The following is a 26,573-nucleotide window of genomic DNA, read 5'->3' on the forward strand; positions in this document are numbered from 1 at the left end:
CCCTCGGCCTCGGCTGCATGGGCATGTCGGCATGTACGGCCCGTCCGACCGCGCCGAAAGCCTCGCCACCCTCCACGCCGCCCGGGACGCCGGCATCACCCTGCTGGATACCGGCGACTTCTACGGCATGGGCCATAACGAGCTGCTGATCGGCGAGGCCCTCCGCACCCTGCCGCGGGACCAGGTGCAGATCAGCGTCAAGTTCGGCGCCCAGCGAGACCCGGCCGGCAACTGGATCGGCTACGACGCCAGCCCGGCCGCGGTGAAGACCGCGCTGGCCTACACGCTGCAGCGCCTCGGCGTGGAATACATCGACATCTACCGCCCCGCCCGCCTGGACCCGGACGTGCCGGTGGAGGACACGATCGGCGCCATCGCCGAGATGGTGGGGGCCGGCTATGTCCGCCACATCGGCCTCTCCGAGGTCGGCGCCGCCACCATCCGCCGCGCCGCCGCCGTGCACCCCATCGCCGACCTGCAGATCGAATACTCGCTGATCTCCCGTGGCATCGAGGACGCCATCCTCCCCACCTGCCGGGAGCTCGGCATCGGCATCACCGCCTATGGCGTGCTGTCGCGCGGGCTGATCAGCGGCCACTGGCAGGCCGGCCAGGGCAGCGCGGCCGATTTCCGCAGCCACAGCCCGCGCTTCCAGCAGGGCAATGTGGAGCGCAACCTGGCCCTGGTCGAAGCGCTGCGCGCCATCGCCACCGCCAAAGGCGCCAGCGTCGCCCAGATCGCCATCGCCTGGGTCGCGGCACAGGGCCAGGACATCGTCCCCCTCGTCGGCGCCCGCCGGCGGGACCGGCTGGCCGAGGCCCTCGGCGCCCTCGACGTCACCCTCACCCCGGCCGACCTCGCGGCCATCGAGCAGGCCATCCCCAAGGGCGCCGCGGCCGGGGACCGCTACATGGCGGCGCAGATGCACCACCTGGACAGCGAGCAAGGCTGAACGAACGCGCGGCACATCCGGCCCGGGGCGGCATGCCATCCCGGGCCACCGCAACCCAACTGTCATCAATCCCCGCCACGCCACCGCCGCATCCCCCTTGCGGCGCCCCCGCCCACAAGGGCAAGCATCCACGCATCACGCGCGGAGCCACTCCCTTGGACATCGTCATCGGCCTCGGCCTCATCCTGCTGCTGATCGGCGCCAGCATCCTCATCTCCCTGTCCGAGATCGCCTTCGCCGCCGCGCGTGAAACCCGCCTGCGCGTCCTCGCCCAATCCGGCGAGGCCCGCGCCACCCAGTTCCTCGCCCTGCGGCGGGACCCGGCCGGCGTGGTCACCGCCCTGCAGATCTGCGTCAACGCCGTCGGCATCCTCGCCGGCATCGTCGGCGAAGGCGCCCTCACCCCCGGCCTCACCCGCGTGATGCTCAGCCTCGGCGCCGAGGCCTGGGCCAGCAGCCTGGCCTCCATCCTCTCCTTCGTCGTCGTCACCTCGCTCTTCGTCCTGCTGGCGGACCTGGTGCCGCGCCGCGTGGCGATGATGCAACCGGAACGCGTCGCCATCGGCGTCGCCTGGTTCCTCGCCATCTCGGTCAAGCTGCTGCGGCCGCTGATCTGGGTGTTCTCCGGCATCGCGGACGGGCTGATGCGCCTGCTCGGCCTGCCCACCTCCGCCCGCGCGGACGTGGTGACGCCCGAGGAACTGCGCGCCACCCTCGCCGCCAGCGCCGAATCCGGCGCGCTGGACGCCAGCGAGCACCGCCTGATCGAGAACGTGCTGGCACTGCGCGAACGTACCGTCACCTCCACCATGACCACGCGCGACGAGATCATCTTCCTCGACCTGCGCGAAACGCCGGAGGAATGGCGGGAGAAAGTCCACCGCCACCCCTATTCCCGCTACCCGGTCTGCGACGGCGGGCTGGACCACGTCGTCGGCTACACCCGCGCGGAAGACGTCCTGGCCGAAGTGCTGCAAGCCGGCCCCGGCGCCCTGAAGCCGGAAGCCCTGAAGCCCGGCACGCAGGAACCCGCCCGTATGCGGCGGGACGCCCCCTCGGTGCCCGAGACCCTCGACCTCTGGGAAGTCCTGGCCCAGTTCGAGGCCCAGAACGCCGGCTTCGCCCTGGTCGTCAGCGAATACGCCGTCGTCGTCGGTCTCGTCACCTACAAGGACGTGCTCGCCGCCCTGGTCGGCGGCCTGGCCGACCCGTTCGAGGAACGCGTCATCCTCAAGCGGGACGAGAACTCCTGGCTGGTGGACGGCATCGCCCCCATGGCCGACGTCGCCATCGCCCTCGGCGCCGAAACCCTGCCGACCGACGGCCCCTACCACACCGCCGGCGGCTTCGTGATGCACCGCCTCCGCCGCGTCCCCCGCAAGGCCGACCGCGTGGAAGCCGCCGGCTTCGTCTTCGAAGTGGTGGACGTGGAAGGCTTCCGCGTGAACCAGCTCCTCGTCACCCGCAAACAGACACCACCAACCGGTCCCGCCTGAAACACTCGGCGCTCCTTCGGGGAAGCAAAAAGCCGGGGAAAGAATTCCCCGGTCCCCTTCTTTTCTTTTTTCGAGTTTTGTGGGCGCGGATGTTCAGAGGTCTGTCTGACCTGAGACACGGCCTGTCTGCGCTAGGGGTCCCTGACGTTGCTATGGACTACCCGTTAGAAGCCGATATTGCTGTGCCGCCGATGAGAAAAAATATAATTAAATCAATAGTTTGAACCCAACCCCGTGAACCTTTGGTAAGTATTACGGATCTGCGTTCAAGCATCTGGCATTCCTGCACCCGCGTACCGCAGGAAGGTGAAGTAGATCAGCGAATCAAAAGCCGCCATCACAGCATTATAATTTCAGCGCATGCGGTCCCAGCCCGTCTCGCCCACGATAAACATCTTCAAAGAGGCGTCCACTCCCACCCCTGAAGCACCGACGCCAAACTCGAAAAAAGAAGATGGGGCCTGGGGAATTCCTTCCCCAGCCTACCGCTTCCCCGCCGAGCCACCAGGCACGGAAGCCGAACCACGCCTACCCCCGCCGCGTCGCCACCAGCAGCACGTTCGGGAAGGGCGTCCCTTCCCAGCAGGGTGTCACCGTGCTGTCGAAGCCCAACCCCGCCAGCACCGCCTGCATCCGCGGCAGCTGCATCGCCCGCAGGCCGAAGGGCGGCTGGCCGCGCAGCGTGCGGTGCAGCCGTTCGTTCCACAGCCCCACGGCGCTGCGCCAGCCGGCATCCGGGTCCAGGGTGCGGATCAGCAGGCGTTGCCGCGCCGCCGCCGCCATCGCGGCCAGCAGCGCGTGCTGCGCCGGTTCCGGCAGCAGGAACAGCACGTCCATCAGCAGCAGCGTGTCGCCTTCCGGCAGTTCCGGCCGGCTGAGGTCGGCCGCAGCGTACTCGGCGGGCAGCCCGCGCGCGGCGCGCTGCGCATCCTGCACCCGCACCATATCCAGGTCGTAGCCGGACACACGCTCCGCCAGCCCTGCCAGCAGCAGCGCGAGGGAAAGCTGCCCCCGCCCGCAGCCCAGATCGACCACATGGCCAAACCCGCCCGGCGTCGCCGCCGCCTGCCGCAGCACCACCGCCGTCGCCGGGTCCCGCTTCAGCTTGGACGGCACGAAATGCCGCCCCGTCCGCGTCCCCTCCCGGTACCGGGTGGCAACGCTGCGGTAGAGTGCGGGCAGGTCATGCAACGGCAAAGGCTGGGCCAGGGGCATCTGGGCTTCCGTGTCAGGCGGTGCCGCATGAAACCACATGACGTGGCTGCAATCTATCCGCCACCCGCCGCCCATCAGCGGAAGGTGAACCAGCCCTGCCTCTCACATTGAAGGGTCGGGCGGGAAGGAAGGCTGGGGAAAGAATTCCCCAGACCCCTTCTTTTATTTCTGCGAGCTTGGCGTGGCGCCTCGGGACTGAGCGGACTCTCTTAATGATTTTAACAATGGGCCACGCGGGCTGAACCCTCAGTCGCCGGAGGTCCAAGACCTCCGGCGCACCCAGCCGTCCCTCAAGACCGACCCTTCAGCAGCGCCCCAGCAAGACTCGAAAAAAGAAGATGGGGTCCGGGGAATTCCTTCCCCGGTCTTCCCTCAACCGACCACCAAGCGACTCCCCCGTCAGCGCGGTGCCGCCGCTCGCTCCAGCCGGTCGTTGATCGCCACGCCCAGCCCCACCATCGGCACCGGCATCGCCGCAATGCCCATCAGCCCCAGCCGTGCCCCTTCCGCATCCAGCCAGCGCAACCCGGCGAACAGGCGGGCGGCCGCCTCCACCACATCCCCGCTCTCGCTGAGTTGCCAGACGGCACCGGCGCCGGCCAGGGCGGGCCCAAAGGCCAGCAGCGCCTCATCCGCCCGCACGTCGCGCGCGCCCAGCCGCACCGGCAGCCCCGGCGCGTAGTGGGACAGCAGCATCCCGGGGGAAGGCCGCGCGGCGTCCCCGCCATGCGCGCCCGCCACCGCGACAGGCCCGATCTCGGCCTCCAGCTCCTCGCGGGACAAGCCACCGGGGCGCAGCAGCGTCGCCACCGGCGTGCTGAGGTCCAGCACCGTGCTCTCCACCCCCACCGTGCAGGGCCCGCCATCCAGCACCGCCGCCAGCCGGCCTTCCAGCCCCGCCAGCACATGCCCGGCCGTGGTGGGCGAGACCTGGCCGGACCGGTTGGCGGAAGGCGCCGCCACCGGCACTCCGGCCTGGCGCAGCAGCTCCCGCGCCAGGGGGTGGGCCGGCACGCGCACCGCCAGCGTGTCCAGCCCCGCGCCGGTCAGCGGGTCGATCCGGCTCTGGGCCCGGCGTGGCAACACCAGCGTCAGCGGCCCGGGCCAGAACCGCGCCGCCACCCGCCGCGCCCGCTCATCCGCCTCAACCTCGGCGAAGGCGGCATCGGCGTCGGGGAAATGGCTGATCAGCGGGTTGAAACTTGGGCGCCCCTTGGCGGCGAACACCGCCGCCACCGCCCGCCCATCCCGCGCATTGGCCCCCAGGCCGTAGACCGTCTCGGTCGGGAAGGCGACCAGCTCACCCGCCCGCAGCAGCGCCGCCGCGCGCGGCAGCTCGGCTGCCGCCAGCCGCTCGGTCACGGCCGGGCGGGCTCCAGGCTGCCCTGGCAGACGAAGGGCGGGTTCTCCCAGCCCGGCTTGCCGTATTCCAGCAGCGCGCCATCGAAGCGCGTGCAATGCCCGCCCGCCGCCCGCAACACCGCCTCTGGCGCCGCCGTGTCCCACTCCATAGTGCGGCCGAAGCGGGGGTACAGATCCGCCGCCCCCTCCGCCAACCGGCAGAACTTCACCGCGGAGCCGATCTTGATCACCTTCGCCACCTTGCGCCCCTCCAGGAACGCATCCAGCCGCGGGTCGGCCGAGTAATGCCGGCTGGCCATCACCGTCAGCCCTTCCTCCGGCACCGCGCGGGCGAAGATCGGCCGGCGGCCCGCCGCATCCTCCTTCCACGCGCCCTGGCCCAGGATGCCGGTGAACAGCTCCCCGGTCACCGGAATGGCCACGGCGCCCAGATACGGCCGCCCATCCACCACCAGGCCGATATTCACCGTGAACTCATCCCGCCCGGCGGCGAATTCCCGCGTGCCATCCAACGGGTCCACGGACCAGAACCGCCCCGCCACCGCCGTCTCGATGCCAGCGGAGCACTCCTCCTCCGCCACCACGGGGATATCCGGCGTGGCGGCGCGCAGCCCTTCCAGGATGATGCCCTCCGCCAGCCGGTCGGCGGCGGTCACCGGGCTCATATCGTCCTTGCGCTCCACGTCGAAGCCGGCGGCACGGACAGTCAGGATGGCCTCGGCAGCAGCGCGGGCGAGACGGGAAGCCAGGGCAAGCAGGTCTGCGTCATTCATGATGCCCTCTGCTTTAAGGCCTGGCGGGCCGGGGGGGAAGCAAGCAAGGCCGGGGAAAGAATTCCCCAGACCCCATCTTTCTTTTTTGCTGTTTTGGCGGGTCGGCTGTGGGGGCGGCCGTCCACAGACCTCAGCCATCCGGAGCGCGACACAGGTCAGCCCCCAGCCGCTGGCAGATCAGCGGCCCCATTCTCGTCACCCAGGCACCATCCAGCACAGCTCCCGAGCCCGGCCTCCACCAGGTGGATCTTCTGAAAATCGCGCCCGGCGACGCCGCGCGCATCTTCCCGCCAGCGAGAGCGCCCCTCAAGCACCACACAAAACGCGCAGAAAAAAGACGGGGCCTGGGGAATTCCTTCCCCAGCCTTCCTTCCCTAGCGCCCAAGGCGCGGCCCCCTTGATGCACACCCGCACCCCGCCCACCCTGTCCATCCCGCCAAGCCGCCCCACATCCCCCGGGACGCATTCAGGACCTTCCATGGCCCCGCCGCCCCGCATCGCCGTGCTGATCCCCTGCCATAACGAGGAAGTGGCCATCCCCGGCGTCGTCGCCGCCTTCCGCGCCGCCCTGCCCACCGCCGCCATCCATGTCTGCGACAACAACTCCACCGACCGCACGTGCGAATTCGCCGCCGCCGCCGGCGCCCTGGTCACCACCGAGCCCCGCCAGGGCAAGGGCAATGCCGTCCGCCGCCTGTTCGCGGATATCGAGGCCGATGCCTACCTGCTGGTCGATGGCGACGGCACCTACGACGCCGCCGACGCCCCCCGCATGGTGCAATTGCTGCTGGCCCAGCGGCTGGACATGGTGAACGGCATCCGCGTCAGCCACGAACAGGCCGCCTACCGCCCCGGCCACCGCCTCGGCAACCGGGTGCTCACCGGCCTGGTGCGCCTGGCCTTCGGCAACCAGGTGACGGACATGCTCTCCGGCTACCGCTGCTTCTCCCGCCGTTTCGTGAAGTCCTTCCCCGCCCTGGCCCAGGGCTTCGAGACCGAGACCGAATTCACCGTCCACGCCCTGGAACTGCGCCTGCCCGTGGCCGAAATCCCCACCGCCTATAGCGAGCGCCCCCAGGGCTCCACCTCCAAGCTGAACACCTACCGGGATGGCTTCCGTATCCTGCGCGCCATCCTTACCCTGCTGGCGCGGGAGAAACCCTTCGCCTTCTTCGGCGGCTTCTCGCTGCTGTTCCTGCTGCTGTGCCTGGGGCTGCTGGTGCCAGTGCTCAACACCTATTTCGACACCGGCCTGGTCCCCCGCCTGCCCACCTTCCTGGCCGCAATGGTGCTGCTGATGCTCTCCGCCCTCTCCCTCGCCTGCGGCCTGATCCTGGACACCGTCACCCAAGGCCGCCGGGAAGCCAAGCGCATCGCCTACCTCTCCATCCCCGCCCCGCCCCAGCCCTGAGGGTCACCTCCTGAAGGGACTAAAGGCCGGGGAAAGAATTCCCCGGACCCCTTCTTTTTTCTGCGAGTTTGGCGTCAGGCTGCGGGACTGAGAGCGGCGCTGCTTGATGATTTTTACAAATGGGCACCAGGGCTGAACCCTCAGTCGCCGGAGGTCCCCGACCTCCGGCGCACCCAGCCATTCGTCAGAACTACCCCTGCGACAGCCACAAGCAAAAACTCAAAAAAGAAAAAGATGGGGTCCGGGGAATTCCTTCCCCGGCCTTCACCCGCCCCCCAACGCCCCTGCTTTCGCCAATTCCGCCCCCGCCCATCCCGCTGTAGGATTCCGCCAGATTGAAAGCAGGCGAACCACATGACATTGGCGATGAGCTGGGACGAATGGGCCAGGCACGACGCGACGGCGCTGGCCGCCCTGGTCCGGAAGGGCGCGCTGACCCCGGCCGAGCTGGCCGCCCAGGCCGCCGCCGGCATCGCCCGCACCAACCCCACCCTCAGCGCCGTGGTCGAGGTGTTCGAGGACGTGGTGGCCGACCCGTCGAAGGACGGCCTGAACCCTGAGGGCCCGCTCGCCGGCGTGCCCTACCTGATGAAGGACCTCGGCCCCACCCTAAAGGGCCGGCTGCAGGAAATGGGCTCCAGGCTCATGCAGGGCAACCGCGCCACGGCGGACAGCTTCCTCACCAGCCGCATCCGCAATGCCGGCCTCAACGTCATCGGCCGCACCACCACGCCGGAATTCGGCTGCTGCTCCTCGGCCGAGAACCCGGCAATGTACGTCACCCGCAATCCGTGGGACACCAGCTACACCACCAACGGCTCCTCCGCGGGCACGGCGGCGGCGGTGGCGGCGGGCGTGCTGCCCATCTCACACGCCACCGATGGCGGCGGCTCCATCCGCATTCCCGCCGGCGCCACCGGCAATATCGGCCTGAAGCCCTCTCGCGGTGTCTTCTCCATCGCGCCCAATCTGTCGGACCTCTCCGGCCTCGTCTCCATCCAGGGCTGCCACACCCGCACGGTGCGGGACACCGCCGCCTTCGTCGATGCCTGCCGCGGCGGCGCCCCCGGCGAGTTCATGCCCTTCTGGCAGCCCGAGGAAGCCTACTCCACCCTCATCCAGCGGGACCCCGGCCGGCTGCGCATCGCCCTCTCCCACGAATGGGGCGACTACCGCGCCACGCCGCATTTCGTGGCGGAGCTGGAGCGCGTGGGCCGCTTCCTCGAATCCCTCGGCCACCATGTCGAATGGGCGCTGCCGCAGGTCGATTTCCGCGCCGCCTTCGCCGCGCAGACCACCTGCTACATCAGCAACTTCGCCCAGACGGTGAACAACCTCATCACCGCCCGCGGCCTGGAACGCCCGCCGGAAGACCTGGTGGAGCCCATCAACATCCGCATCTGGGAAGCCGGCCTGCACACCTCCTTCACCGAGCGGGCAAAGATGCAGGCGGTGTTCAACACCACCTCCCGCGCCTTCGGGGCCTTCTTCGAGGATTGGGACATCATCCTCACCCCCATCACCGCCCTGCCCACGCCGAAAATCGGCACCACCGAATACCTGACGATCAGCGACAATCCCTCGGTGCTCGACTGGTTTGGCAACCTCTGGCGCAACTTCGCCTATACGCCGCTGTCCAACCTCTGCGGCATACCCGGCATCTCCCTGCCGCTGGCCACGCAGGAAAGCGGCCTGCCGCTCGGCATCCAGGCCCAGGCCAGGCAGGCCAATGACGGCCTGCTGCTGCAACTCGCCGCCCAGATCGAACGCGCCCTTGGCGGCCGCTGGAACGACGGCCGCCGCCCCGGCATCCACGTCACCCAGGACTGAACGCTGCTTCCGAATTAGGAAGGAAAAGGCCGGGGAAGGAATTCCCCGGACCCCTTCTTTTCCTTTTGCGCGTTTGGCGTTCGGGCCAAACGTGAGGGCCAGCGCCTTGGATGTTTCAAAGCCACGCTGCCTCAACCGAGAGCGAAAGCCACACGGTCCAGCGAAAGCCATTATGCCCGATGGATACGGCATGCTCCAGCAGCAAGCGCTGAACCCTGCCCTTAAAAGAGCCATGCCGCTGCCATTCCTTCAAACGATGAAGGCCAGAACAGCACAAAATCTAAATCAGCGCAGCAGAGCTGGAGCGTTGTGGCTTGAAGCGGAACCACCGAAAAGCCTGAAGCACGCGATCACACAAAGATCGAAAGCCGGGTGCATGAGCAAATATCAACGTGTCACGCTCTAAAGGATCTACGATCCGCCAGGAATCGCCACCCGCACGCCACCTCCAAGATTCTGACACGCTCCCCAAAAGGACGGCCGCGATGGACACAGACAGCCCCAGGCCACATCCACCTCCCCTGCAAGATCAACCTGCCAGCGTCACGCCCTCACGCAAGCGGCTCCCCACCCGCCGCCCCGCAGGCGCCCACCTTCACCCCACCTCGCGCAGCAGCGTCATCCAGTTCGCATCCGCCTCGCCCGGCTTGAAGCCGTAGCGCGCATACAGCGCATGCGCATCCGCCGTCGTCAGCGTCCAATGCGTCACCGTCCGCAATTCCGGATGCGCCAGGATCGTCTCCACCAGCGACTTGCTCAGCCCGATGCCCCGCGCCGACGGGTCGATGAACACGTCACCCAGATGCGCCCGCAAGGCATAATCCGTCAGCAACCGCCCGAAGCCGACCTGCCGCCCCTCCGGCGCATAGAGGCCGAAGCACAGGCAATTCGCCCAGCTCCGCTCCGTCACCGCCCGAGGCCGGTCCCGCGCCCAATACGTCCCCGCCAAGGAGGCCAGGACGAACGCCATATCCAACCGTCCTCGCTCATCACTGATCACATAGCCATCCGGCCGCACCACCACATGCGCCATCACACCGCCTCCGCACCCGTCACGCACCACATCAAGGCCATCTCCCGCCGCACCTCATCCATGGCCAGGACACGCGCCGCCAAAGCCAAGGCGCCCGCCCCACCCAACACATTTCCCGGACCGGCCGGGAACCCCAGCTTGCCAAACAGCGCAGCTTTCTGGAAGCGCAGCCAGGCTCACCTTCGCGCTCCCGCACTGGGTCAAAGAAAAGGCCGGGGAAGGAATTCCCCGGACCCCGCCTTTTCTTTCCGCGAGTTTGGCGTCACGCCGAAGAATCGAGCCGACGCCGCCTGATGATTGTTAAAATGGTCCACCTGCGCTGAGCCCTCAGTCGCCGGAGATCCAAGACCTCCGGCGCACCCGGCCGTCTCTCAGGTTCAACCCATCAACAGCCACACACCCGAAAACTCGAGAAAGTAAAAGAAGGGGCCCGGGGAATTCCTTCCCCGGCCTTCCCCTCCCTCACAATCCAGGCCGCCAGTTCACCCGGCATCCCCATCCCGTCGCCCCAGCATCTCCTGGATGCGCCGTGCCAGGATCTCCACCGGGAAGGGCTTGCTCAGCACATGCATCCCCGGCCCGAAATGCCCTTGCCCCAGCATGGCATTCTCCGCGTACCCGGTGATGAACAGCACCTTCAGCCCGGGCCGCAGCAGCCGGGCCGCGTCCGCCAGTTGCCGCCCGTTCATCCCCCCGGGCAGGCCCACATCGCTCACCAGCAGGTCAATCCGCTGGTCGGAGCGCAGGATCTCCAGCCCGGACGGCCCGTCCTCCGCCTCCAGGGCGTTGTAGCCCAGGTCTTCCAGCACGTCGGTCACCAGCATGCGCACGGTGGGCTCGTCATCCACCACCAGCACGGTTTCACCGAACCGCGCCTTTCGCATGTCCGCCTGCTGCCCGGGCGCCTGGGCCTCGGCCACCGGTCCGGCATGGCGCGGCAGGTACAGGCACACCGTGGTGCCCTGCCCCACCTCGGAATAGATCCGCACCTGCCCGCCCGATTGCCGCGCGAAGCCATAGATCATGGAAAGCCCCAGCCCCGTCCCCTGGCCGATCGGCTTGGTGGTGAAGAACGGGTCGAACGCCTTGGCCACCACGTCGGGCGGCATCCCCGTGCCGGTATCACTGACGCAGAGCGAGACATACTGCCCGATCGGCAGCTCCCGCTCCCGCGCCGCCGCCTCGTCCAGCCAGCGGTTGGCGGTCTCGATGGTCAGGCGCCCACCCTCCGGCATCGCGTCCCGCCCGTTGATGGCCAGGTTGAGCAGCGCGTTCTCCACCTGCCCGGCATCCACCAGCGTGCTCCACAACCCGCTGGACCCTACCACCTCGACCGAGATCTCAGGGCCCGTGGTGCGGCGGATCAGCTCCTCCATCCCCGCCACCAGCCGGTTCAGGTCGGTCGGCCGCGGGTCCAGCGTCTGCTGGCGGGAAAAGGCCAGCAGCCGGTGCGTCAGCGCCGCCGCGCGCTCCGCCGCCCCCTTGGCGGCGCTGACGAAGCGGCCGACCTCGTTGGCCCGACCCTGCGCCACCCGCGCCTCCAGCAACTCCAGGCTGCCGATCACGCCGGTCAGCAGGTTGTTGAAGTCATGCGCGATGCCGCCGGTTAGCTGGCCCACCGCCTCCATCTTCTGCGCCTGTCGCAACTGCGCCTCGGAAGCCCGCAGCTCGGAAGTCCTGGCCTCCACCTGCCGCTCCAGCGTCGCGGCCAGCCCCTCCAGGTCCTTCTCCGCCCGCCGCCGCTCCACCGCCATGCGGGTACGGTTGGCCACCTCGCGGATGAAGGTCAGCTCCTCCGCCGGCCACTCGCGCGGCCGGTCGTGGTTCAGGTAGAGCAGCGCCACCAGCCCGTCATGCTCCGTCACCGGCATGTTGATGAAGGACCAGGCGCTGATGGCCTTCAGCGTCGCCGCCGTCGCCGCCGTGCGCGGGTCCGTCTCCGCATTGGTGACGATGGCCGTCTCGCCGCGCTTGAGGTCCTCGATATAGGACCCGTGGTCACGGAAGTTCAGCGTGCCGGCAATCGTCTTGATGCCCGGCGCGTTCCAGTCGCGCTCGACGGTGATGGTCTCCGCCTGCGGGTCCACGCTGCCATAGCCGGCGCGGCTGACATGCAGCGCCTTGCCCAGCACCTCCGCCGCCGCATAGGCCAGGTCGCCCGGGCTCTCCAGCAGGCGGAAGCGGTCATCCAGTTCCAGCAACGCCTGCGTCCGCAACTCGGCTTCCTTGCGCTGGGTGATGTCCAGCGAGGTCCCGGCCATCAGCCCCGGCGTGCCATCCGGCCGCAGGCTTACCTGGGCGCGGATCTGCACCCAGCCGATGCGCCCATCCTCCCGCAATACGCGGTAGTCGAGCTGGTAGTCCTCGCCGGTGCGCACGCTGCGCTCCACCGCCGCCGCCATCCGCGCGGAATCATCCGGGTGGATCGCCGCCTGCAACTCCGCGAAGCTGAACGGCGCATTGGGGTCGCGGCCGAAAATCTCCCGGCAGATGCTGGACGTCACCAGCTCCCCGCTCACCAGGTCCAGCTCCCAGATGCCCAGCCGCCCGGCCTGGGTGGCGAAGCGCAGCCGGCTCTCGCTGTCCTCCTGCGCGCGCAGGCGGTCGCCCAGCTCGGCCAGCAGGGCGGCATTGCGGCTCTCCAACCCCGCCATGCGGTCACGCTCCAGCGTGACATCCACCTGGCTGGCGAAGAAGTATGCCAGCCGCCCCTCCGCATCCCGCACCGGCGCCAGCAGCAGCCGGTTCCAGAACGGCTCGCCGTTCTTGCGGTGGTTGCGGATATCGATCTCGATCGAACGCGCCGCCGCCACCGCCTCGCGAATCCGCCGCACCGTCTCCGGGTCCGTCTCCTCGCCCTGCAGGAAGCGGCAGTTGTGGCCAAGGATCTCCTGGCGCGAATATCCCGTCAGCCGGCAGAACGCATCGTTGGTGAACACCACCGGATTATCGTGCTGCCGCGGATCGGTGATGATCATCGGCATCCGCGTCGCCCGCACAGCCGCGACGAACGGGTCCGTGCCCGAATCGATGCCCAGGATCTCGGCGCCAATCCGCTCCGCATCGCTGGCCGTGCGCTCGGCCCGCGTCGCGTCGTCCCACGGCTTACTCACGGGTATCGCCTTCCGCCGCCTGCCCAAAACCGGGCCTGGCGACAACGGCAAAGCCAAGGCTTGGGCGTCCCAAGGCTCGCGCCCCGGCCCTCCTGCATCCCGAATCGCGTGGGCGTTCAAACGTCATGCTGATGCATGTAGAGCCGTCCGGGGAGGGCACAAGAGACCTTCGGCCCCGCCTTGGCCTTCGCCGCTTCAACAAGACTTCAACACCAGAACAGCAACGAAATCAGCGGTCGCTCAACCCTGCTGCCTCGGCCTGGATCTCTCAGCCCGGGCCCGCGCCTTCCGGGTACACCGCCACCCCCCGCCCGGCGAAGAAGCGGTCGAATTCCGCCGGCGCCATTTCCGCATTCTCCTGCGCCGCCCTGTCATGGCCAGACGGGTTGTGGAACACGATCCGCTCCGCCGTCGCCCGGTGCACCAGCACCAGATGCCCGCCGCGCCCCGGCGGCGCCCGCTCCGGCCAGCGAATGCCCGGATGCACCGACGCCATGAAGAACTCCGCCTGGCGCAGGATGTCCGGCAACGCCGCCGCCTCCACCCCCACCACCACCTCGGCCACCATGCCGAACTGCGCCGCGACATACCGGGTGAACGGCGCGTAGATCAGACCCTTGATGCCGCCATCCGGCTGGCGAACATACCCGCCATGCTCCGTACAGCCGCGCGCCAGCTCCAGCGTCGGCACCACCCGCCCGGTGCGCGCCGCCAGCATCATCTTCAGGCAGGCCATGCCACACACATGGTCCGCCCACTCCACATATTCCGCCTGCGTCGCCGCACCGGAGGACGCCCAGGACGCGTCCCTCGCCAACGCCACCTTGGCCCCCTCCGCCACCACGGCCTCCGTCAGGTCCCGCGATTCCCACTGGCTGAAATACGGCACGCCCATGCAACCGCTCCCCGTCTTTCCACATCTCCGCCTCAGGCGGACCGCTCTTCGAAACGAGAAGGGAAGTCCGGGGAAGGAATTCCCCGGACCCCTTCTTTTTCCTGCGAGCTTGGCGTCACGCCTCGGAACTGGGCGGACGCCGCCTGATGATTGATGAAATAGACCACGCGGGCTGAACCCTCAGTCGCCGGAGGTCCTGGACCTCCGGCACACCCAGCCACCTCTCGGGCGCAACCCATCAACAGCCACAGCAGAAAAACTCGAAAAAGTAAAAGAAGGGGCCCGGGGAATTCCTTCCCCGGCCTTCCCTGACCACCCTCCCCGGTCAGCGCCCCTTGGCGTCGTCCAGCCCGTCGCGCAGCGTCTGTTCCGGCAGTCCCAGCACCAGCAGGAAGGCTGCCGTCATCACCACGCCGCTCAGCAGGAAGCACCCCGTCAGCGCCGTGCGGTAGGCGTCGGACACCGCCAGGTGCTGCGCCGCCGTCAGCCCCGCCAGCGCCTTCACCCCATGTTCCGTGATGGCCGCGACATCGACCTCCCCGCCAATGCGGTGGGAAGCCGCCAGCAGGCGGGAGGACATGATGGTCCCCGACGCCGCCACCCCTACCGCGCCGCCCAGCGAGCGCAGGAAGGTCATCGCCCCCGTCGCCGCCCCCAGCTCACGCTGAGAGACGGCGTTCTGCACCGCCGTGGTCAGGTTCGGCATGCCCATGCCCATCCCCAGCCCCAACAGACCCATCGAGACCAGGAACACCGCCGGCGCGGCGCCGAAATAGGCGAACACCGCCAGGCTGGCCAGCGCCACCGCCTCCAGCCCCAGCCCCGCCAGCAGGAACGCCTTGTTGCGCCCGAGGCGGGAGACAATCCGCCCGCCAATGACCGAGCTGAGCACCATGCCCACCACCTGCGGCAGCAGCATCGCCCCCGCCGCCGCCGGGTCCATCCCCAGCACCAGCTGGAAGTACAGCGGCAGGAACACCGTCGAGCCCATCATGGCGAACACCATCATCCCGCCCACGGTCACGCCACGGGCGAACACCGTGTTGCGGAACAGCGAAAGCCGGATCAGCGGTTCCGCCGCCCGCGTCTCCCGCCACAGGAACAGCGCGAACAGCACCACCACCCCCGCCACCATCCCGGCACTCTGGGTGGAAGCCCAGGGGAACTCCGTCCCGCCCCAGGCCAACAGCAACAACAGGGACGCCGTGGCCCCCGCCAGCAGCGCCGCGCCGGCATAATCCACCGGCCGCGACGGCCCCGGCGGGCGCGGCTTCAGCCCGATCGCCACCAGCACCAGCGCCAGCGCCCCGATCGGCAGGTTCACATAGAACACCCAGCGCCAGGAAAGCGTCTCGGTGATCACCCCGCCCAGCAACGGCCCCGCCACGCTGGCCAGCGCGAAGGTGCCGGTGAACAGTCCCTGGTAGCGCGGCCTCTCGCGCGGGGAGACGACATCCCCCACCGCCGCCTGCGCCAGCACCAGCAACCCGCCCGCCCCCAGCCCCTGTAAGGCGCGGAAGGCGATCAACTGCCCCATCGACTGCGCCGCGCCACTGGCGAAGGAGCCCGCCAGGAACATCAGGATCGCGACGAAGAACAGCCGCCGCCGCCCATACAGGTCGGACAGCTTGCCATAGAGCGGCGTGGTGACGGTGGAGCACAGCATGAACGCCGTCACCACCCAGGAGATATGCGCCATCCCGCCCAGGTCGCCGACCATGCGGGGCAGCGCGGTGTTGACGATGTTCTGGTCCAGCGCCGCCAGGCACATGGTCAGCAGCGCACCCGCCATCACGGTGCGGATCGGCGCCCGCACCGGCGGCACGGTGGCACTGGCCGCCGCGGCACCCACGCCGCCTGCCGCAGCCGGCGCGCCGGTGCCACGGGCCGCCACACGCGGATCGGTGTCGTGCTTCGCCGCGGGCGCGGGCTTAGGGTCATTCGCCGCGGGCGCGGCGGGGGCTTGGTGGTCTGGCACCCGCCTTCCTCCTGTGTCTGGTCCGGCTCGGCCCCGGCCACGCTCCGGCCGGTCGGGCGCGCCATGTTCCCTTCGCTCTACACCCATCTTCAGCCCACGCCAAAACCGGCAGCCAGCCACAGCCAGGACGCTGCCGCCTCTGGACAAGCCCGGAACCGGTATCCTAATTTCATTTCCGAAACGGAGTTCCGGCGATGTCGCGTTGGGGCGAATTATTCTCGGGCGCCGGACTGGGCCTCCTGGTCGGCCTGCTGATGGGCCTCTCCGCCGCCTCTGTCGTCGGCAGCATCCTCGCCGCCCTCGCCGCGGCCTTCGCCGCCTTCTTCGGGCTGGTCCCCAATGTTGGCACGGGCCACGGCCTGCGCGTCGGCGCCTTCGGCCTGGCCTGCGCGGTGGGCGTCCTCGGCGGCCTTACCCTGCGCACCGGCGCCATCGGCCTCGCCCCCAGCATCCACGCCGATGTCGCCGCCTGGCAGGCCGCCGGCTACCCGGCGGAGGAAGCCAGGGCGCTGGTCGCCTTCCAGCGCCTCGGCGTCCGGCCGAAGGCGCTGGAGGTCGGGCCACGCCCCAACGCCGGCATCGTCGACCCGGTGCTGTTCTCCACCGTCACCGACCTCTGCGGCCGCCTCAACCGCCTGCCGCCGCCCGAGGCGCTGAACCTGTTGCGGGACCCGACGGCCGGGTCGGTCGGCAACGCCCTCGCCACCGGCCTGCAAGCCTCGCCGGAGGCCGCGCGGCCCGAGACCGTCCGCCGGGCGGTCGCTGCCCTGTGCAACTGACCCGGCACGGCACACAGGCTCCGCACGGCACCCAGGCTCCGCACCGCGCCCAGCTTCCACACGGCGCCCAGGCTCCGCACGGCACCGGGGCTCCGCGCGGCGCCCGCCGCGCGCTGGCCGCCCTCGCCGCCTGCGCCACCCTTGCCGCCCACCCGGCCGCCAGCCAGCCCAGCCGGGAGGTCCTTGATGGCGCAGCACCCGCCATCGTGCGGGTCATCGCCTCCGGCTGCGGTGGTACCGCCCGCGGCGGCACCGGCTTCGCCTGGGAATCCGCCGGGCAGATCGTCACCGCCCTGCATGTCGTGGCGGGGTGCGATACGCTGCGCGTCAATTTTCAGGGCATCGGTGAACGCCCCGCCCGCGTCGCCCGCCTGTTCCGCCCGGCCGACCTCGCCCTGCTGGCGGTAGACCAGCCACCCACGCTCACCCCGCTCCTCGCCTCCACCCGCATTCCCGTGGGGGAGACCGTCATGGTCTTCGGCTACGGCCTCGATACCTCGACGCGGGAAGAACGGCCGCTCTACGTCACCACCGCCAGCACTAGCACCCCGCTGTTGTCGGACGCGGTGAACGCCGAGGCCCGCACCCAGCTCCTCTCCCTCGGCGCCCCCGCGCTGGAGACCGAGATCTTGCGCGTGGACGGCAACCTCCTGCCGGGCCATTCCGGCGCGCCGGTGCTGGATGCCGCCGGTCGCGTCGTCGGCATCGGCTCCGGCGGCCTGCAGCGCGGCACCGTCGGCGTCGGCTGGGCCATCCGGGCCCGCTACCTGGCGGAACTGGCCCGCGCGCCCGCCCTGGCGGATGGCCGTGCCCCCGGCCTCGGCACCGCCCCCAACAGCCCCGGCTACGCCACCCTGGTACTGGGCGCCGGCGCTCTGCGCGCCCGCTGCGGGCAGCTGGATTTCATCCGCTCCCGCACCGGCCTCTCCCTGGCCACCCTCGTCGCCTCGTCGGACGACCAGCGCGGCTTCCAGTCCATCGCCATGACCGCCGGCCGCCCCTGGGACGTCCTGGCCGCGATGCAATTCGACATCTGGACCGAGCAGCGCAGCGGCGCCGGCGTCGCCGTCCCCGCCGGCGGCACGCTCACCCCCCAGGCCCATGGCTGCACCGCCCGCTGGGCCAACGGCCTGGTCGACCTTTTCGTCAGCGGCGCCGACGTGCCGGCCGCCAACGACCCCACCTGGCCCATGGCGGTGGAGCTGACGACAAGCGCCTTCGGCAACGCCTGGGCCCAGGAATTCCTGCCCTTCCTGCAGATCGACCCTGGATTCTCCTACGGCCCGCCCCGCTCCGGCCCCGGCGGCCTGCTCATCAACCGCATGACCTTCATCGGCCAACGCCCCGGCCAAGTGCCCCACGCCGCCTTCCAAACCCTCCTGGCCAAGGGCAATGCCACCATCGGCGTCGCCGCCATCACCCGCCACTACCCCTATCCGATGACCCCGCCCCCCGACGAAGCCACCTACCGCGCCTGGGTCGCCGCCGCCCTCGCCGCCTACCTCTCCACCGTGCCGCCCTAGCCGGGCGTGGTGACAAAGCGGGAAGGCCGGGGAAGGAATTTCCGGACCCCTGCTTTTTCCCTGCGGGTTTTGGTTGGCATCAGGGCCGGACGTGCAGGCTCGTTGTGAAAAGCCGCCCTCCGCGCAGGCGCTTAGCTTTCCGAAAACGATCTCCCCGTCACACTTCAAGCGATCGCTGCGAAGCAGGGCCCTGCAAGGATATGAAAACTCACCGTGGCTGAACCACCCACCGCCAATCGCGCGAGACCCCACCGCGACAAGGCCAAGTCTTCAAACATCCGCTCCCAATAGCGCCGACCAGAAACTCGAAGAAGATGGGGTCCGGGGAATTCCTTCCCCGGCCTTCCGCCCGCCAAGCCGGTACGGAACACATCCACCCGGGTACAGCTCCCCCACGCCCCAGCCCCTCCCATCCGCAGCCTGGAAAATGGCGCCCGTGGCATTCCTTCGCCGCTCATCGCCCCCGCCCATGGCGCCCCCGATCCGCCATGCTATCCTGGCCTGACGATCCAGCCCCTCCCCATCCCTCACCGATGGAACCTGCCGCCCATGACCGACATCCTCTTCGTCAAGCCCATCCTCCCCCGGGCCGGCGCCCTGGTGCTGCCGCTGGCGGAGGGCTTCGTGCTCGAAGGGCTGGCGAAGCAGGCGGATGAAGCCACCAGCGGCGCCGTCTCCCGCGGCCTGGAAGCCGCCGGCTTCAAGGGCAAGAAGGGCCAGTCCGCCACCCTCTACGGCCCCGGCGGCCACCTCTCCCGCATCGTCGCCGTCGGCCTCGGCGCCGCGCCGCTGGAAGCATCGGCGGCCGAGGCCGCCGGTGGCCACGCCCTCCCCTTCATCGCCACCGAGGTCGAGGCCACGATCGACGCCGGCTCCCTCCCCGCCGCCCAGGCGGCCTCGTTCGCCCTCGGCCTCCGCCTGCGCGCCTACCGGTTCGACCGCTACCGCACCAAGGAAGCGGCGGAGGAGAAGCCCAAGCTCACCCGCGTCACCATCGCGGTGCCGGATGTCCCCGCCGCCCAGGCCGCCCACGCCCCGCTCTCCGCCATCGCCGACGGCGTCTTCCTGACGCGGGACCTGGTCAGCGAGCCGCCCAACATCCTCTACCCGGCCGAGATGGCCGATCGCTGCCGCGCGCTCGAGCCCCTCGGCGTCACGGTCGAGATCCTGGAGCCGAAGGCGCTGGAGGCGCTCGGCTTCGGTGCCCTGCTCGGCGTCGCCCAGGGCTCGGCGCGGGAAGCCCGCGTGGTGGTCATGCGGTGGAATGGTGGCGCGGAGGGCACCGCCCCCGTCGCCTTCATCGGCAAGGGCGTCACCTTCGATACCGGCGGTATCTCCATCAAGCCCGCCGGCGGCATGGAGGACATGAAGTTCGACATGGCGGGCGCCGGCACCGTCATCGGTCTGATGTCCGCGCTGGCCGGCCGCAAAGCCCGCGTCAACGCCGTCGGCCTCGTCGGCCTGGTGGAGAACATGCCCTCCTCCACCGCCCAGCGCCCGGGGGACGTCGTCACCACCCAGTCCGGCCAGACGGTCGAGGTCATCAACACCGATGCCGAAGGCCGCCTCGTCCTGGCGGACGTGCTCTGGTACGCACAGCACCGCTTCAAGCCGCGCTTCATGGTGGACCTCGCCACCCTCACCGGCGCCATCATCATCGCCCTCGGCCACGAACACGCCGGCCTGTTCAGCAACGACGACGCCCTGGCCACGCAACTGACCAATGCCGGCACCGCGGTGGGCGAGAAGCTCTGGCGCATGCCGCTGGGCGAGGCCTACGACAAGCAGATCAAGTCCGACATCGCGGACATGAAGAATGTCGGCGGCCGCCCCGGCGGCTCCATCACCGCCGCCCAGTTCATCCAGCGCTTCATCGATACGAAGGACGGCGCCATGCCCTGGGCGCATCTCGACATCGCCGGCACCGCCTGGGCCACCAAGGACGCCGCCACCACGCCGAAGGGCGCCACCGCCTTCGGCGTCCGCCTGCTGGACCGCCTGGTGGCCGACCACTACGAAGGCTAGGCAAGTGGCCGAGATCGGCTTCTACCACCTCACGCGCACGCCCATGGAAGCGGCGCTGCCCAAGCTGCTGGGCCGCGTCCTCTCCCAGGGCGGCCGCGCCGTCGTCCGCGTCGGCACCCCGGAGCGGCTGGCGGCGCTGGACACCTCTCTCTGGCTCTCCGCCGACCCCGACTGGCTGCCCCACGGCACGCCGCTCACCGGCAACGCCGACCTGCAGCCCATCTGGCTGACGACGGAGGACGAGGCCCCCAACGCCGCCCGCTTCCTGTTCCTGGTGGACGGCGCCAACACCGCCCGCACCCCCGAATACGACCGCGTCTTCGACCTGTTCGACGGCCAGGACGACACCGCCGTCGCCGCCGCCCGCGCCCGCTGGTCCGCCGCCAAGGCCGCCGGCCACAGCCTCGCCTACTGGCAACAGGGTGAGCGCGGCTGGGAAAAGAAGGCCTGACGCTTTATGGGCCGAAAGGCTGGGGGAAGGAATTCCCCCAGCCCCCCATCGTCTGTTTGCCAGTCTGCCTGACGCCTCATTGAAGGGCGCAGAGAGACTGCGGGCGCAGCAGTGCCATCTTCCAGGCGCACTGAAAGTATCGGCAACGCCAGAAGCGTGATGATGTAGATATTGATCGCCTACCTTCGAAGAACATGAAGGCGAGAGCTATGATTCACTCTCGTACGCCACAAGCGACGCAAGCATTCACCACAACATCATCTGCCATTGATCGCGTGAATGGCCTTGGATCATGGATCTGATCGGTATCGCACCCCGGCTGGCGTGAAGCCCCCCTCCTGCCCGGAACGCTGCCGCGCCCCCGCGGTTATGTCCCTCTCAGCCAGGGAAACCGCCATGCCGCGCAAAGACCCCCACCGCTGGTCCGCCCATGTCAACGAGACCAGCGACGCGATGGACCTCAAGCCGGACGTCTTCAAGCAGGACGATCCCACGGCCATCGCCCGCTCCCTGAAGCGCTCGGCGGAACACAGCGACCGCCGCAAAGCCAGCCCCTTCCGCTCAGCCATGTCGATGCTGACCTTCTACATCAACCGCGCCGGCCACAACCTCTCCGCCCGCCGCCGCAAGAAGCTGGAAGCCGCCAAGGACGCGCTGCGCCACGAATTCAAGCGGGACTGACCGCGCGCCCCGCCCCACGTCGCGCCACCGCATATCCACCTTGCGGTCCACGCCCCGCCGTCACACCCTCTCCCCAACCGGCCCCGGCGCCGCGCGCTCCCCGGCGCGCCCGCCCCGGCCGCCCATCCAAGTCAGCGGCACAACCCGCGATCCCGGGAGAGAAACACGAATGACCCCAACACGACGCACCCTGCTCGGCGCCGCCGGCGGAATGCTCGGCACCGCCGCCCTCGCGCGCGGCGCCACGGCGCAATCCTTCCCCTTCGCGCCCAACCAGCGCTACCCGGACCCGGCGGTGCAGGTCCTCGACCCCAGCTTCGCCAAGTACCGCATCTACAGCAGCACGCTGGAACAGGTCGCCACCGGCATGCGCTGGGCCGAAGGCCCCGCCTACTTCCCGGAAGGCGGCTACCTGCTGTGCAGCGACATCCCCAACAACCGCATCATGAAGTTCGACGAGAAGGACAACAGCTTCACCGTCTTCCGTGGCCCCGCCAACTACGCCAACGGCAATGCGCGGGACCGCCAGGGCCGCCTCGTCACCTGCGAGCACTCGGTCACCCGCCGCGTCACCCGCACGGAAAAGGATGGCTCCGTCACCGTCCTGGCCGACAGCTTCGAAGGCAAGCGCCTCAACGCCCCCAACGACATCGTCGTCCGCGCGGATGAGACGATCTGGTTCACCGACCCGCTCTTCGGCATCAACGGCGAATGGGAAGGCAGCCGCGCCCAGCCGGAACAGCCCACCACCAACGTCTACCGCATCGGCACGGACGGCAAGCTCGCAGCCGTCATCACCGATCTCGTCAACCCCAACGGCCTGGCCTTCTCCCCGGACGAGAAGAAGCTCTACGTGGTCGAATGGCGCGGCACCCCCAACCGCAGCATCTGGTCCTACGACGTCAACGCCGACGGCACCGTCGGCAACAAGACCAAGCTGATCGATGCGGCGGACCAGGGCGCGCTGGACGGCTTCAAGGTGGACCGGGACGGCAATCTCTGGTGCGGCTGGGGCAGCAACGGCGCGTTGGAGCCGGAAGCGCGCGATGTCGGTGGCCGCCGCGTCCACCAGCTTCGCGGCAAGTCGGAGGACCTCGACGGCGTCATGGTCTTCAACCCGCAAGGCAAGCCCATCGGCTTCATCCGCCTGCCGGAGCGCTGCGCCAACCTCACCTTCGGCGGCCCCAAGAACAACCGCCTCTACATGACCAGCTCCCACTCCCTCTACGCCCTGTACGTCGAGGCGCACGGCGCGGTCTGACCCACCGGCGGCGGCCGCATCCCCCAGAAGCGGCCGCCCTCACGCCATTTGCAAAACCCGCAGGCGGTTGCTCAACCTCTGCCCGATCGCGCGCTCACAGTCCCGGCCGCGTCAGCCAGCACACGCCAAAGCATGGCCACCGCGGCAAGACACGGCGCCACTCCCCCACGTCCCCGCCACGTGCCTCACGCCTGCCGGTCGCGTCACGCGTTCACGCCCTACTCTTCCCGCCCATCGAACGCCCGCTGCGCGTCCACCACCGCCGCCATGTTCCGCTCCACCCACGCATCGAAGGCGCGGATCGGCTCGCTCAGCGAAGCCCCCAGCGGCGTCAGCGCATATTCCACCCGCGGCGGCACCTCGCTGAAACTGCGCCGCAGCACGAAGCCATGCCGCTCCAGCCGCCGCAGCGTCTGGATCAGCATCTTCTCCGAAATCCCGCCAATCCGCCGCCGCAGTTCCGCCGTCCGCCCCGGCCCGATCGCCAGCGTATGGATCACCAGCAAGGACCACTTATCCGCCAGCGCCTCCAGCACGCGGCGGGACATGCACCCCTGCTGGAACACATTCGCCGCCGGGCACGCCGCAACCGTCGCCACGCCCACCTGGACATCCCCGGTCCGCGCATCCACCACCGGCGCCTCCGGCACATCCGCCTCCAGCCCAGCAGCGCTCGCCACCCGCGCGCTCATCCCCACCATCCGCCCTTCGCTCATCCGCGCGCCTTCGCATGGCACAAAACTTACCACAAGGTACGTACTTGCCGCCCGCCCGCCCCCATGCGAAGCCCAACGCCCGGAACGGCCGCCACACCCGGCGGCCTTCCCCACGGAGGCCCCGCCATGAAGCTCTACTACACCCCCGGCGTCTGCTCGCTCGCCCCCCACATCACGCTCCGCGAAGCCGGCCTGCCGTTCGAGCTGGAGAAGGTGGACATCCGCGCCGGCAAGCTCGCCAGCGGCGAGGACTTCGCCCCCATCAACGGCAAGGGCTACGTCCCCGCCCTGCAGCTGGACAATGGAGAGCTGCTGACCGAAGGCCCCGCCATCTCCCAGTACATCGCGGACCTGGCCCCCGCCGCCGGGCTCGCCCCCGCCGCCGGTACGATGGACCGCTACCGCCTGCAGGAATGGCTGAACTTCGTCTCCACCGAGATGCACAAAGGCGTCGGCGCTTTCTTCAACCCGGCCATGACGCCGGAATGGCGCGCCGCCGCCATGCCGCGCCTGACCAAGCGCCTCACCTGGCTCGCCTCCCAGCTGGAGGGTCGCGACTACCTGATGGGCAACACCTTCACCATCGCCGACGCCTACCTCTTCACTGTCCTGCGCTGGACCAAGCCCACGAATATCGACCTCTCCCCCTGGCCGATCTTCGCCGCCTACTCCGCCCGCGTCGCCGCCCGCCCGCATGTCGCCGCCGCCATGCAGGCCGAAGGCATCGCCTGATGCACTCGGGGGCACCGGAGGAAGCTCCGTCCCCGGTGCCGCCATGCTTTCAGCGAGAAGGCCGGGGAAAGAATTCCCCGGACTCCTTCTTTTCTTTTTCGAGTTTCAGGGCCGGGCTTTTGAACGGGCGATCCCGAAAGACGGCTGGGTGCGCCGGAGGTCCCGGACCTCCGGCGACTGAGGGCTCAGCCCGCGCGTTAAGCAGCGCAATCTCCCGGTCCCGCAGCCTGACGCCAAACTCGCAGAGAAAAGAAGGGGGCTGGGGAATTCTTTCCCCAGCCTTCTCCATCACCCAAGCCGTCACGCCCCGGCGCCCGGCCTGAAGCCCCCGCGCGTCACACCCCCACGGCGCATCCCAGCCGCAGCCCGTCCGTCGTGCCGTCATGCAGGCAGATCTGGTTCCGCCCTGCCGCCTTGGCGCGGTACAGGGCCGCGTCCGCTTCCACGAAGATCTGCTGCCCGCCCGCCGCGCCCCGCCGCAGCGTCGCGCCGATGGACACGCTGATATCGATCCGCTGGCCGTCATGCAGCACCGGCTGGCACAGCACCGGCAGCGCCGCCGAAAGCCTGCGCCACAACCGCGCCCGCCCCATCGGCCCGCCCAGCATCGCCACGAACTCGTCGCCGCCAATCCGCGCCACCAGCACCGTGTCGCCCAGCGCCCAACGCAGCCGCTCCCCCAGCCGGCGCAGGCACTCATCCCCCGCCGCGTGGCCCAGCTCGTCATTGATCCGCTTGAAGTAATCCAGGTCCACCACGACCAGCGCGGAGACATCCGGCCGCCGCCCCTGCGCCAACTCGTGGCACAGCGTATCGAACACCGCGCGGTTGGCCAGGCCGGTCAGCGCATCGCAATCGGCGCGCTGCCGCAGCCGCTCCCAGATGATGCGCTCCTGCGTGATATCCTGCTTGGAGCCAAACAGCCGCACCGCCCGCCCATCGACGCGCATCACCCCGGCGGTCAGCCGCATCCAGCGGTCCCGGCCCTGGGCATCGCGGATGCGCGCATCCAGCACGAAGCCGCTGCCCTGGTGAATGGTATCCGCCCGCAGCTGCTCCATCCGCTGCCGGCAGGCATCGTGGTACATCTGCGCGGTGGCTTCGCGCTGCAGCGCCAGGCCGCGCGGCAGGCCGAACAGGTCGTACACGCCATCGGTCCAGCGCATGGCGCCGTTGGTCAGGTCAAACTCCCAGGCACCCACGGGCCCCGCGGGCGGAGCTTCCCACGACTGTGCCTGATACGCGGCAGCTTCCACCCGGTAGGCCATACTGATCCAGACGTGTTCGAAGCCGAGCCTAGAGCGTGATGGCTTGGGATGGAAATACCGAAAGCCTGAATCCCGCAATCAAACATCAGCCGAGACCATGGTGCGTGAACGAATGTGAACGCACCATGCTCCAGGCAAGGGCGGCCCGCCCGGCAAGCACGCAAGCGCCCCCTGCCCGCGCCGCCCCGCGCAGTCCGCAGCGTGGCTTTGACTCCCCCGCTTAACGTTGATATCAACCTATCACGCCGGCGCCCACGACCGGCCCATAACGGAAACGCCACCGGACACACCGGAGAATGACCATGCTGCACAACCGCATCGTCTCCCGCGAAGAATGGCTCGACGCACGCCGCACCCACCTGGCGCGGGAAAAAGCCCTGACCCGGGAACAGGACCGCCTGAACGAGGAACGCCGCGCCCTTCCCTGGGTGCGGGTGGACCAGGCCTATACCTTCCAGACGCCGCAGGGCCCGCAGCCGCTCGCCGCCCTGTTCGGCCCGCGCAGCCAGCTCATCACCTACCATTTCATGCTGGCCCCGGGCTGGGATGCCGGCTGCACCGGCTGCTCCTTCGGTGCCGACCATTTCGATGGCATGCTCCCCCACCTGGAGGCCGCCGATACCCGCCTCGTCGCCGTCTCCCGCGCCCCCCTGGTGGAGATCGAAGCCTACCGCCAGCGCATGGGCTGGCACTTCCCCTGGGTCTCCTCCGCCGGCGGTGACTTCAACCGGGACTTCCACGTCTCCTTCCCGCCAGACAGCGTCCAGGACGGGCAAGTGGACTACAACTTCACCCGCACCGACCTGCCGCACGGGATGGACGAGCTGCACGGCCTCAGCGTGTTCTACAGGGACGCCGAGGGGCAGGTCTTCCACACTTATTCCAGCTACGCCCGCGGCACCGAGCACCTGCTCGGCACGATGCTGCTGCTGGACCGCGTGCCGAAAGGCCGCAACGAGCACGGCACGATGGACTGGGTACGCCGTCACGACGAGTACGCCTCCGCCGAGCCCGCCGCCTGCTGCCACGCCGCCGCACCCCTGGCCTCCTGACCCCGTCCGGGCGGCGCCCATCCGCCC

The 26,573-nt window shown here is 69.4% G+C and carries 22 protein-coding genes; 13 read left to right on the plus strand and 9 right to left on the minus strand.

What is annotated here, in order from left to right; genetic code table 11:
- Nucleotides 1–31 precede the first annotated feature (31 nt).
- Together IBL26_RS17780 and IBL26_RS17785 are read left to right on the plus strand one after the other, a co-directional pair.
- Entirely contained in the window at nt 32–952 is a 921-nt protein-coding gene (locus IBL26_RS17780; RefSeq protein ID WP_456316410.1) for an aldo/keto reductase, read from the plus strand.
- Between the two features lie 155 nt (nt 953–1,107).
- Nucleotides 1,108–2,448, plus strand: coding sequence for a hemolysin family protein (locus IBL26_RS17785; protein WP_241749515.1), 1,341 nt, complete (start codon nt 1,108–1,110; stop codon nt 2,446–2,448).
- A 528-nt stretch (nt 2,449–2,976) separates the two neighbouring features.
- Here the strand turns inward: IBL26_RS17785 and IBL26_RS17790 are convergent.
- From IBL26_RS17790 to cysQ, 3 genes are all read right to left on the minus strand, one after another.
- Entirely contained in the window at nt 2,977–3,663 is a 687-nt protein-coding gene (locus tag IBL26_RS17790; protein ID WP_187785858.1) for a methyltransferase domain-containing protein, read from the minus strand.
- A 399-nt stretch (nt 3,664–4,062) separates the two neighbouring features.
- Nucleotides 4,063–5,025 carry an L-threonylcarbamoyladenylate synthase gene (locus IBL26_RS17795; protein WP_187785859.1) on the minus strand — a complete coding sequence of 321 codons (963 nt, stop codon included), beginning with the start codon at nt 5,023–5,025 and terminating at the stop codon, nt 4,063–4,065.
- Nucleotides 5,022–5,798, minus strand: coding sequence for a 3'(2'),5'-bisphosphate nucleotidase CysQ (gene cysQ, locus IBL26_RS17800; RefSeq protein WP_187785860.1), 777 nt, complete (start codon nt 5,796–5,798; stop codon nt 5,022–5,024). Before cysQ ends, IBL26_RS17795 begins: the two co-directional genes overlap by 4 nt.
- Before the next feature lie 478 nt (nt 5,799–6,276).
- Here cysQ and IBL26_RS17805 point away from each other — a divergent pair, with 478 nt between their 5' ends.
- The 3 genes from IBL26_RS17805 (at nt 6,277) to IBL26_RS17815 (ending at nt 9,445) form a co-directional block, all read left to right on the plus strand.
- Nucleotides 6,277–7,209, plus strand: coding sequence for a glycosyltransferase (locus IBL26_RS17805; RefSeq protein WP_187785861.1), 933 nt, complete (start codon nt 6,277–6,279; stop codon nt 7,207–7,209).
- A gap of 354 nt (nt 7,210–7,563) precedes the next feature.
- Nucleotides 7,564–9,039, plus strand: a complete 1,476-nt coding sequence (locus tag IBL26_RS17810; protein ID WP_187785862.1) for an amidase — start codon at nt 7,564–7,566, stop codon at nt 9,037–9,039.
- Nucleotides 9,040–9,229: 190 nt separating this feature from the next.
- Nucleotides 9,230–9,445 (plus strand): hypothetical protein, encoded by a 216-nt coding sequence (locus IBL26_RS17815; protein ID WP_187785863.1) that lies wholly within the window; start codon nt 9,230–9,232, stop codon nt 9,443–9,445.
- A 189-nt stretch (nt 9,446–9,634) separates the two neighbouring features.
- Here the strand turns inward: IBL26_RS17815 and IBL26_RS17820 are convergent, their stop codons facing one another.
- From IBL26_RS17820 to IBL26_RS17835, 4 genes are all read right to left on the minus strand, one after another.
- Nucleotides 9,635–10,072, minus strand: a complete 438-nt coding sequence (locus tag IBL26_RS17820; protein ID WP_187785864.1) for a GNAT family N-acetyltransferase — start codon at nt 10,070–10,072, stop codon at nt 9,635–9,637.
- Nucleotides 10,073–10,554: 482 nt separating this feature from the next.
- Entirely contained in the window at nt 10,555–13,185 is a 2,631-nt protein-coding gene (locus IBL26_RS17825; RefSeq protein ID WP_206684256.1) for a PAS domain-containing protein, read from the minus strand.
- Nucleotides 13,186–13,453: 268 nt separating this feature from the next.
- Entirely contained in the window at nt 13,454–14,080 is a 627-nt protein-coding gene (locus IBL26_RS17830) for a hypothetical protein (protein ID WP_187785865.1), read from the minus strand.
- A gap of 325 nt (nt 14,081–14,405) precedes the next feature.
- On the minus strand, nt 14,406–16,058 hold the full coding sequence (locus IBL26_RS17835) for an MDR family MFS transporter (protein ID WP_367615461.1): 1,653 nt from the start codon (nt 16,056–16,058) through the stop codon (nt 14,406–14,408).
- A gap of 194 nt (nt 16,059–16,252) precedes the next feature.
- Here IBL26_RS17835 and IBL26_RS17840 point away from each other — a divergent pair, with 194 nt between their 5' ends.
- The 6 genes from IBL26_RS17840 to IBL26_RS17865 all read left to right on the plus strand — a co-directional run bounded on the left by IBL26_RS17840 (nt 16,253) and on the right by IBL26_RS17865 (nt 22,778).
- On the plus strand, nt 16,253–16,837 hold the full coding sequence (locus IBL26_RS17840; protein WP_187785867.1) for a hypothetical protein: 585 nt from the start codon (nt 16,253–16,255) through the stop codon (nt 16,835–16,837).
- Entirely contained in the window at nt 16,828–18,360 is a 1,533-nt protein-coding gene (locus IBL26_RS17845) for a trypsin-like peptidase domain-containing protein (RefSeq protein WP_187785868.1), read from the plus strand. Before IBL26_RS17840 ends, IBL26_RS17845 begins: the two co-directional genes overlap by 10 nt.
- 549 nt (nt 18,361–18,909) lie before the next feature.
- On the plus strand, nt 18,910–20,385 hold the full coding sequence (locus tag IBL26_RS17850; protein WP_187785869.1) for a leucyl aminopeptidase: 1,476 nt from the start codon (nt 18,910–18,912) through the stop codon (nt 20,383–20,385).
- Nucleotides 20,386–20,389: 4 nt separating this feature from the next.
- The gene (locus tag IBL26_RS17855) at nt 20,390–20,836 is read left to right on the plus strand and encodes a DNA polymerase III subunit chi (protein WP_187785870.1); all 447 of its coding nucleotides are present in this window, start codon (nt 20,390–20,392) and stop codon (nt 20,834–20,836) included.
- Nucleotides 20,837–21,232: 396 nt separating this feature from the next.
- Nucleotides 21,233–21,517 (plus strand): DUF3175 domain-containing protein, encoded by a 285-nt coding sequence (locus tag IBL26_RS17860; protein ID WP_187785871.1) that lies wholly within the window; start codon nt 21,233–21,235, stop codon nt 21,515–21,517.
- 169 nt (nt 21,518–21,686) lie between these two features.
- A complete protein-coding gene (locus IBL26_RS17865) occupies nt 21,687–22,778 on the plus strand; it encodes an SMP-30/gluconolactonase/LRE family protein (RefSeq protein ID WP_187785872.1) in 1,092 nt (363 codons plus the stop codon).
- Between the two features lie 218 nt (nt 22,779–22,996).
- Here the strand turns inward: IBL26_RS17865 and IBL26_RS17870 are convergent, their stop codons facing one another.
- Nucleotides 22,997–23,470, minus strand: coding sequence for a winged helix-turn-helix transcriptional regulator (locus IBL26_RS17870; protein WP_187785873.1), 474 nt, complete (start codon nt 23,468–23,470; stop codon nt 22,997–22,999).
- 150 nt (nt 23,471–23,620) lie between these two features.
- Between IBL26_RS17870 and gstA the strand changes: the two genes are divergently transcribed.
- Entirely contained in the window at nt 23,621–24,226 is a 606-nt protein-coding gene (gene gstA, locus IBL26_RS17875; RefSeq protein WP_187785874.1) for a glutathione transferase GstA, read from the plus strand.
- Nucleotides 24,227–24,561: 335 nt separating this feature from the next.
- On the opposite strand, the gene IBL26_RS17880 is transcribed toward gstA, so the two are convergent.
- On the minus strand, nt 24,562–25,392 hold the full coding sequence (locus IBL26_RS17880; RefSeq protein ID WP_187785875.1) for a sensor domain-containing diguanylate cyclase: 831 nt from the start codon (nt 25,390–25,392) through the stop codon (nt 24,562–24,564).
- Between the two features lie 398 nt (nt 25,393–25,790).
- Between IBL26_RS17880 and IBL26_RS17885 the strand changes: the two genes are divergently transcribed.
- Nucleotides 25,791–26,546, plus strand: coding sequence for a DUF899 domain-containing protein (locus tag IBL26_RS17885; protein ID WP_241749516.1), 756 nt, complete (start codon nt 25,791–25,793; stop codon nt 26,544–26,546).
- Nucleotides 26,547–26,573 lie beyond the last annotated feature (27 nt).

This window comes from Teichococcus aerophilus (assembly GCF_014490485.1).
GTDB classification, from domain to species: domain Bacteria; phylum Pseudomonadota; class Alphaproteobacteria; order Acetobacterales; family Acetobacteraceae; genus Pseudoroseomonas; species Pseudoroseomonas aerophila.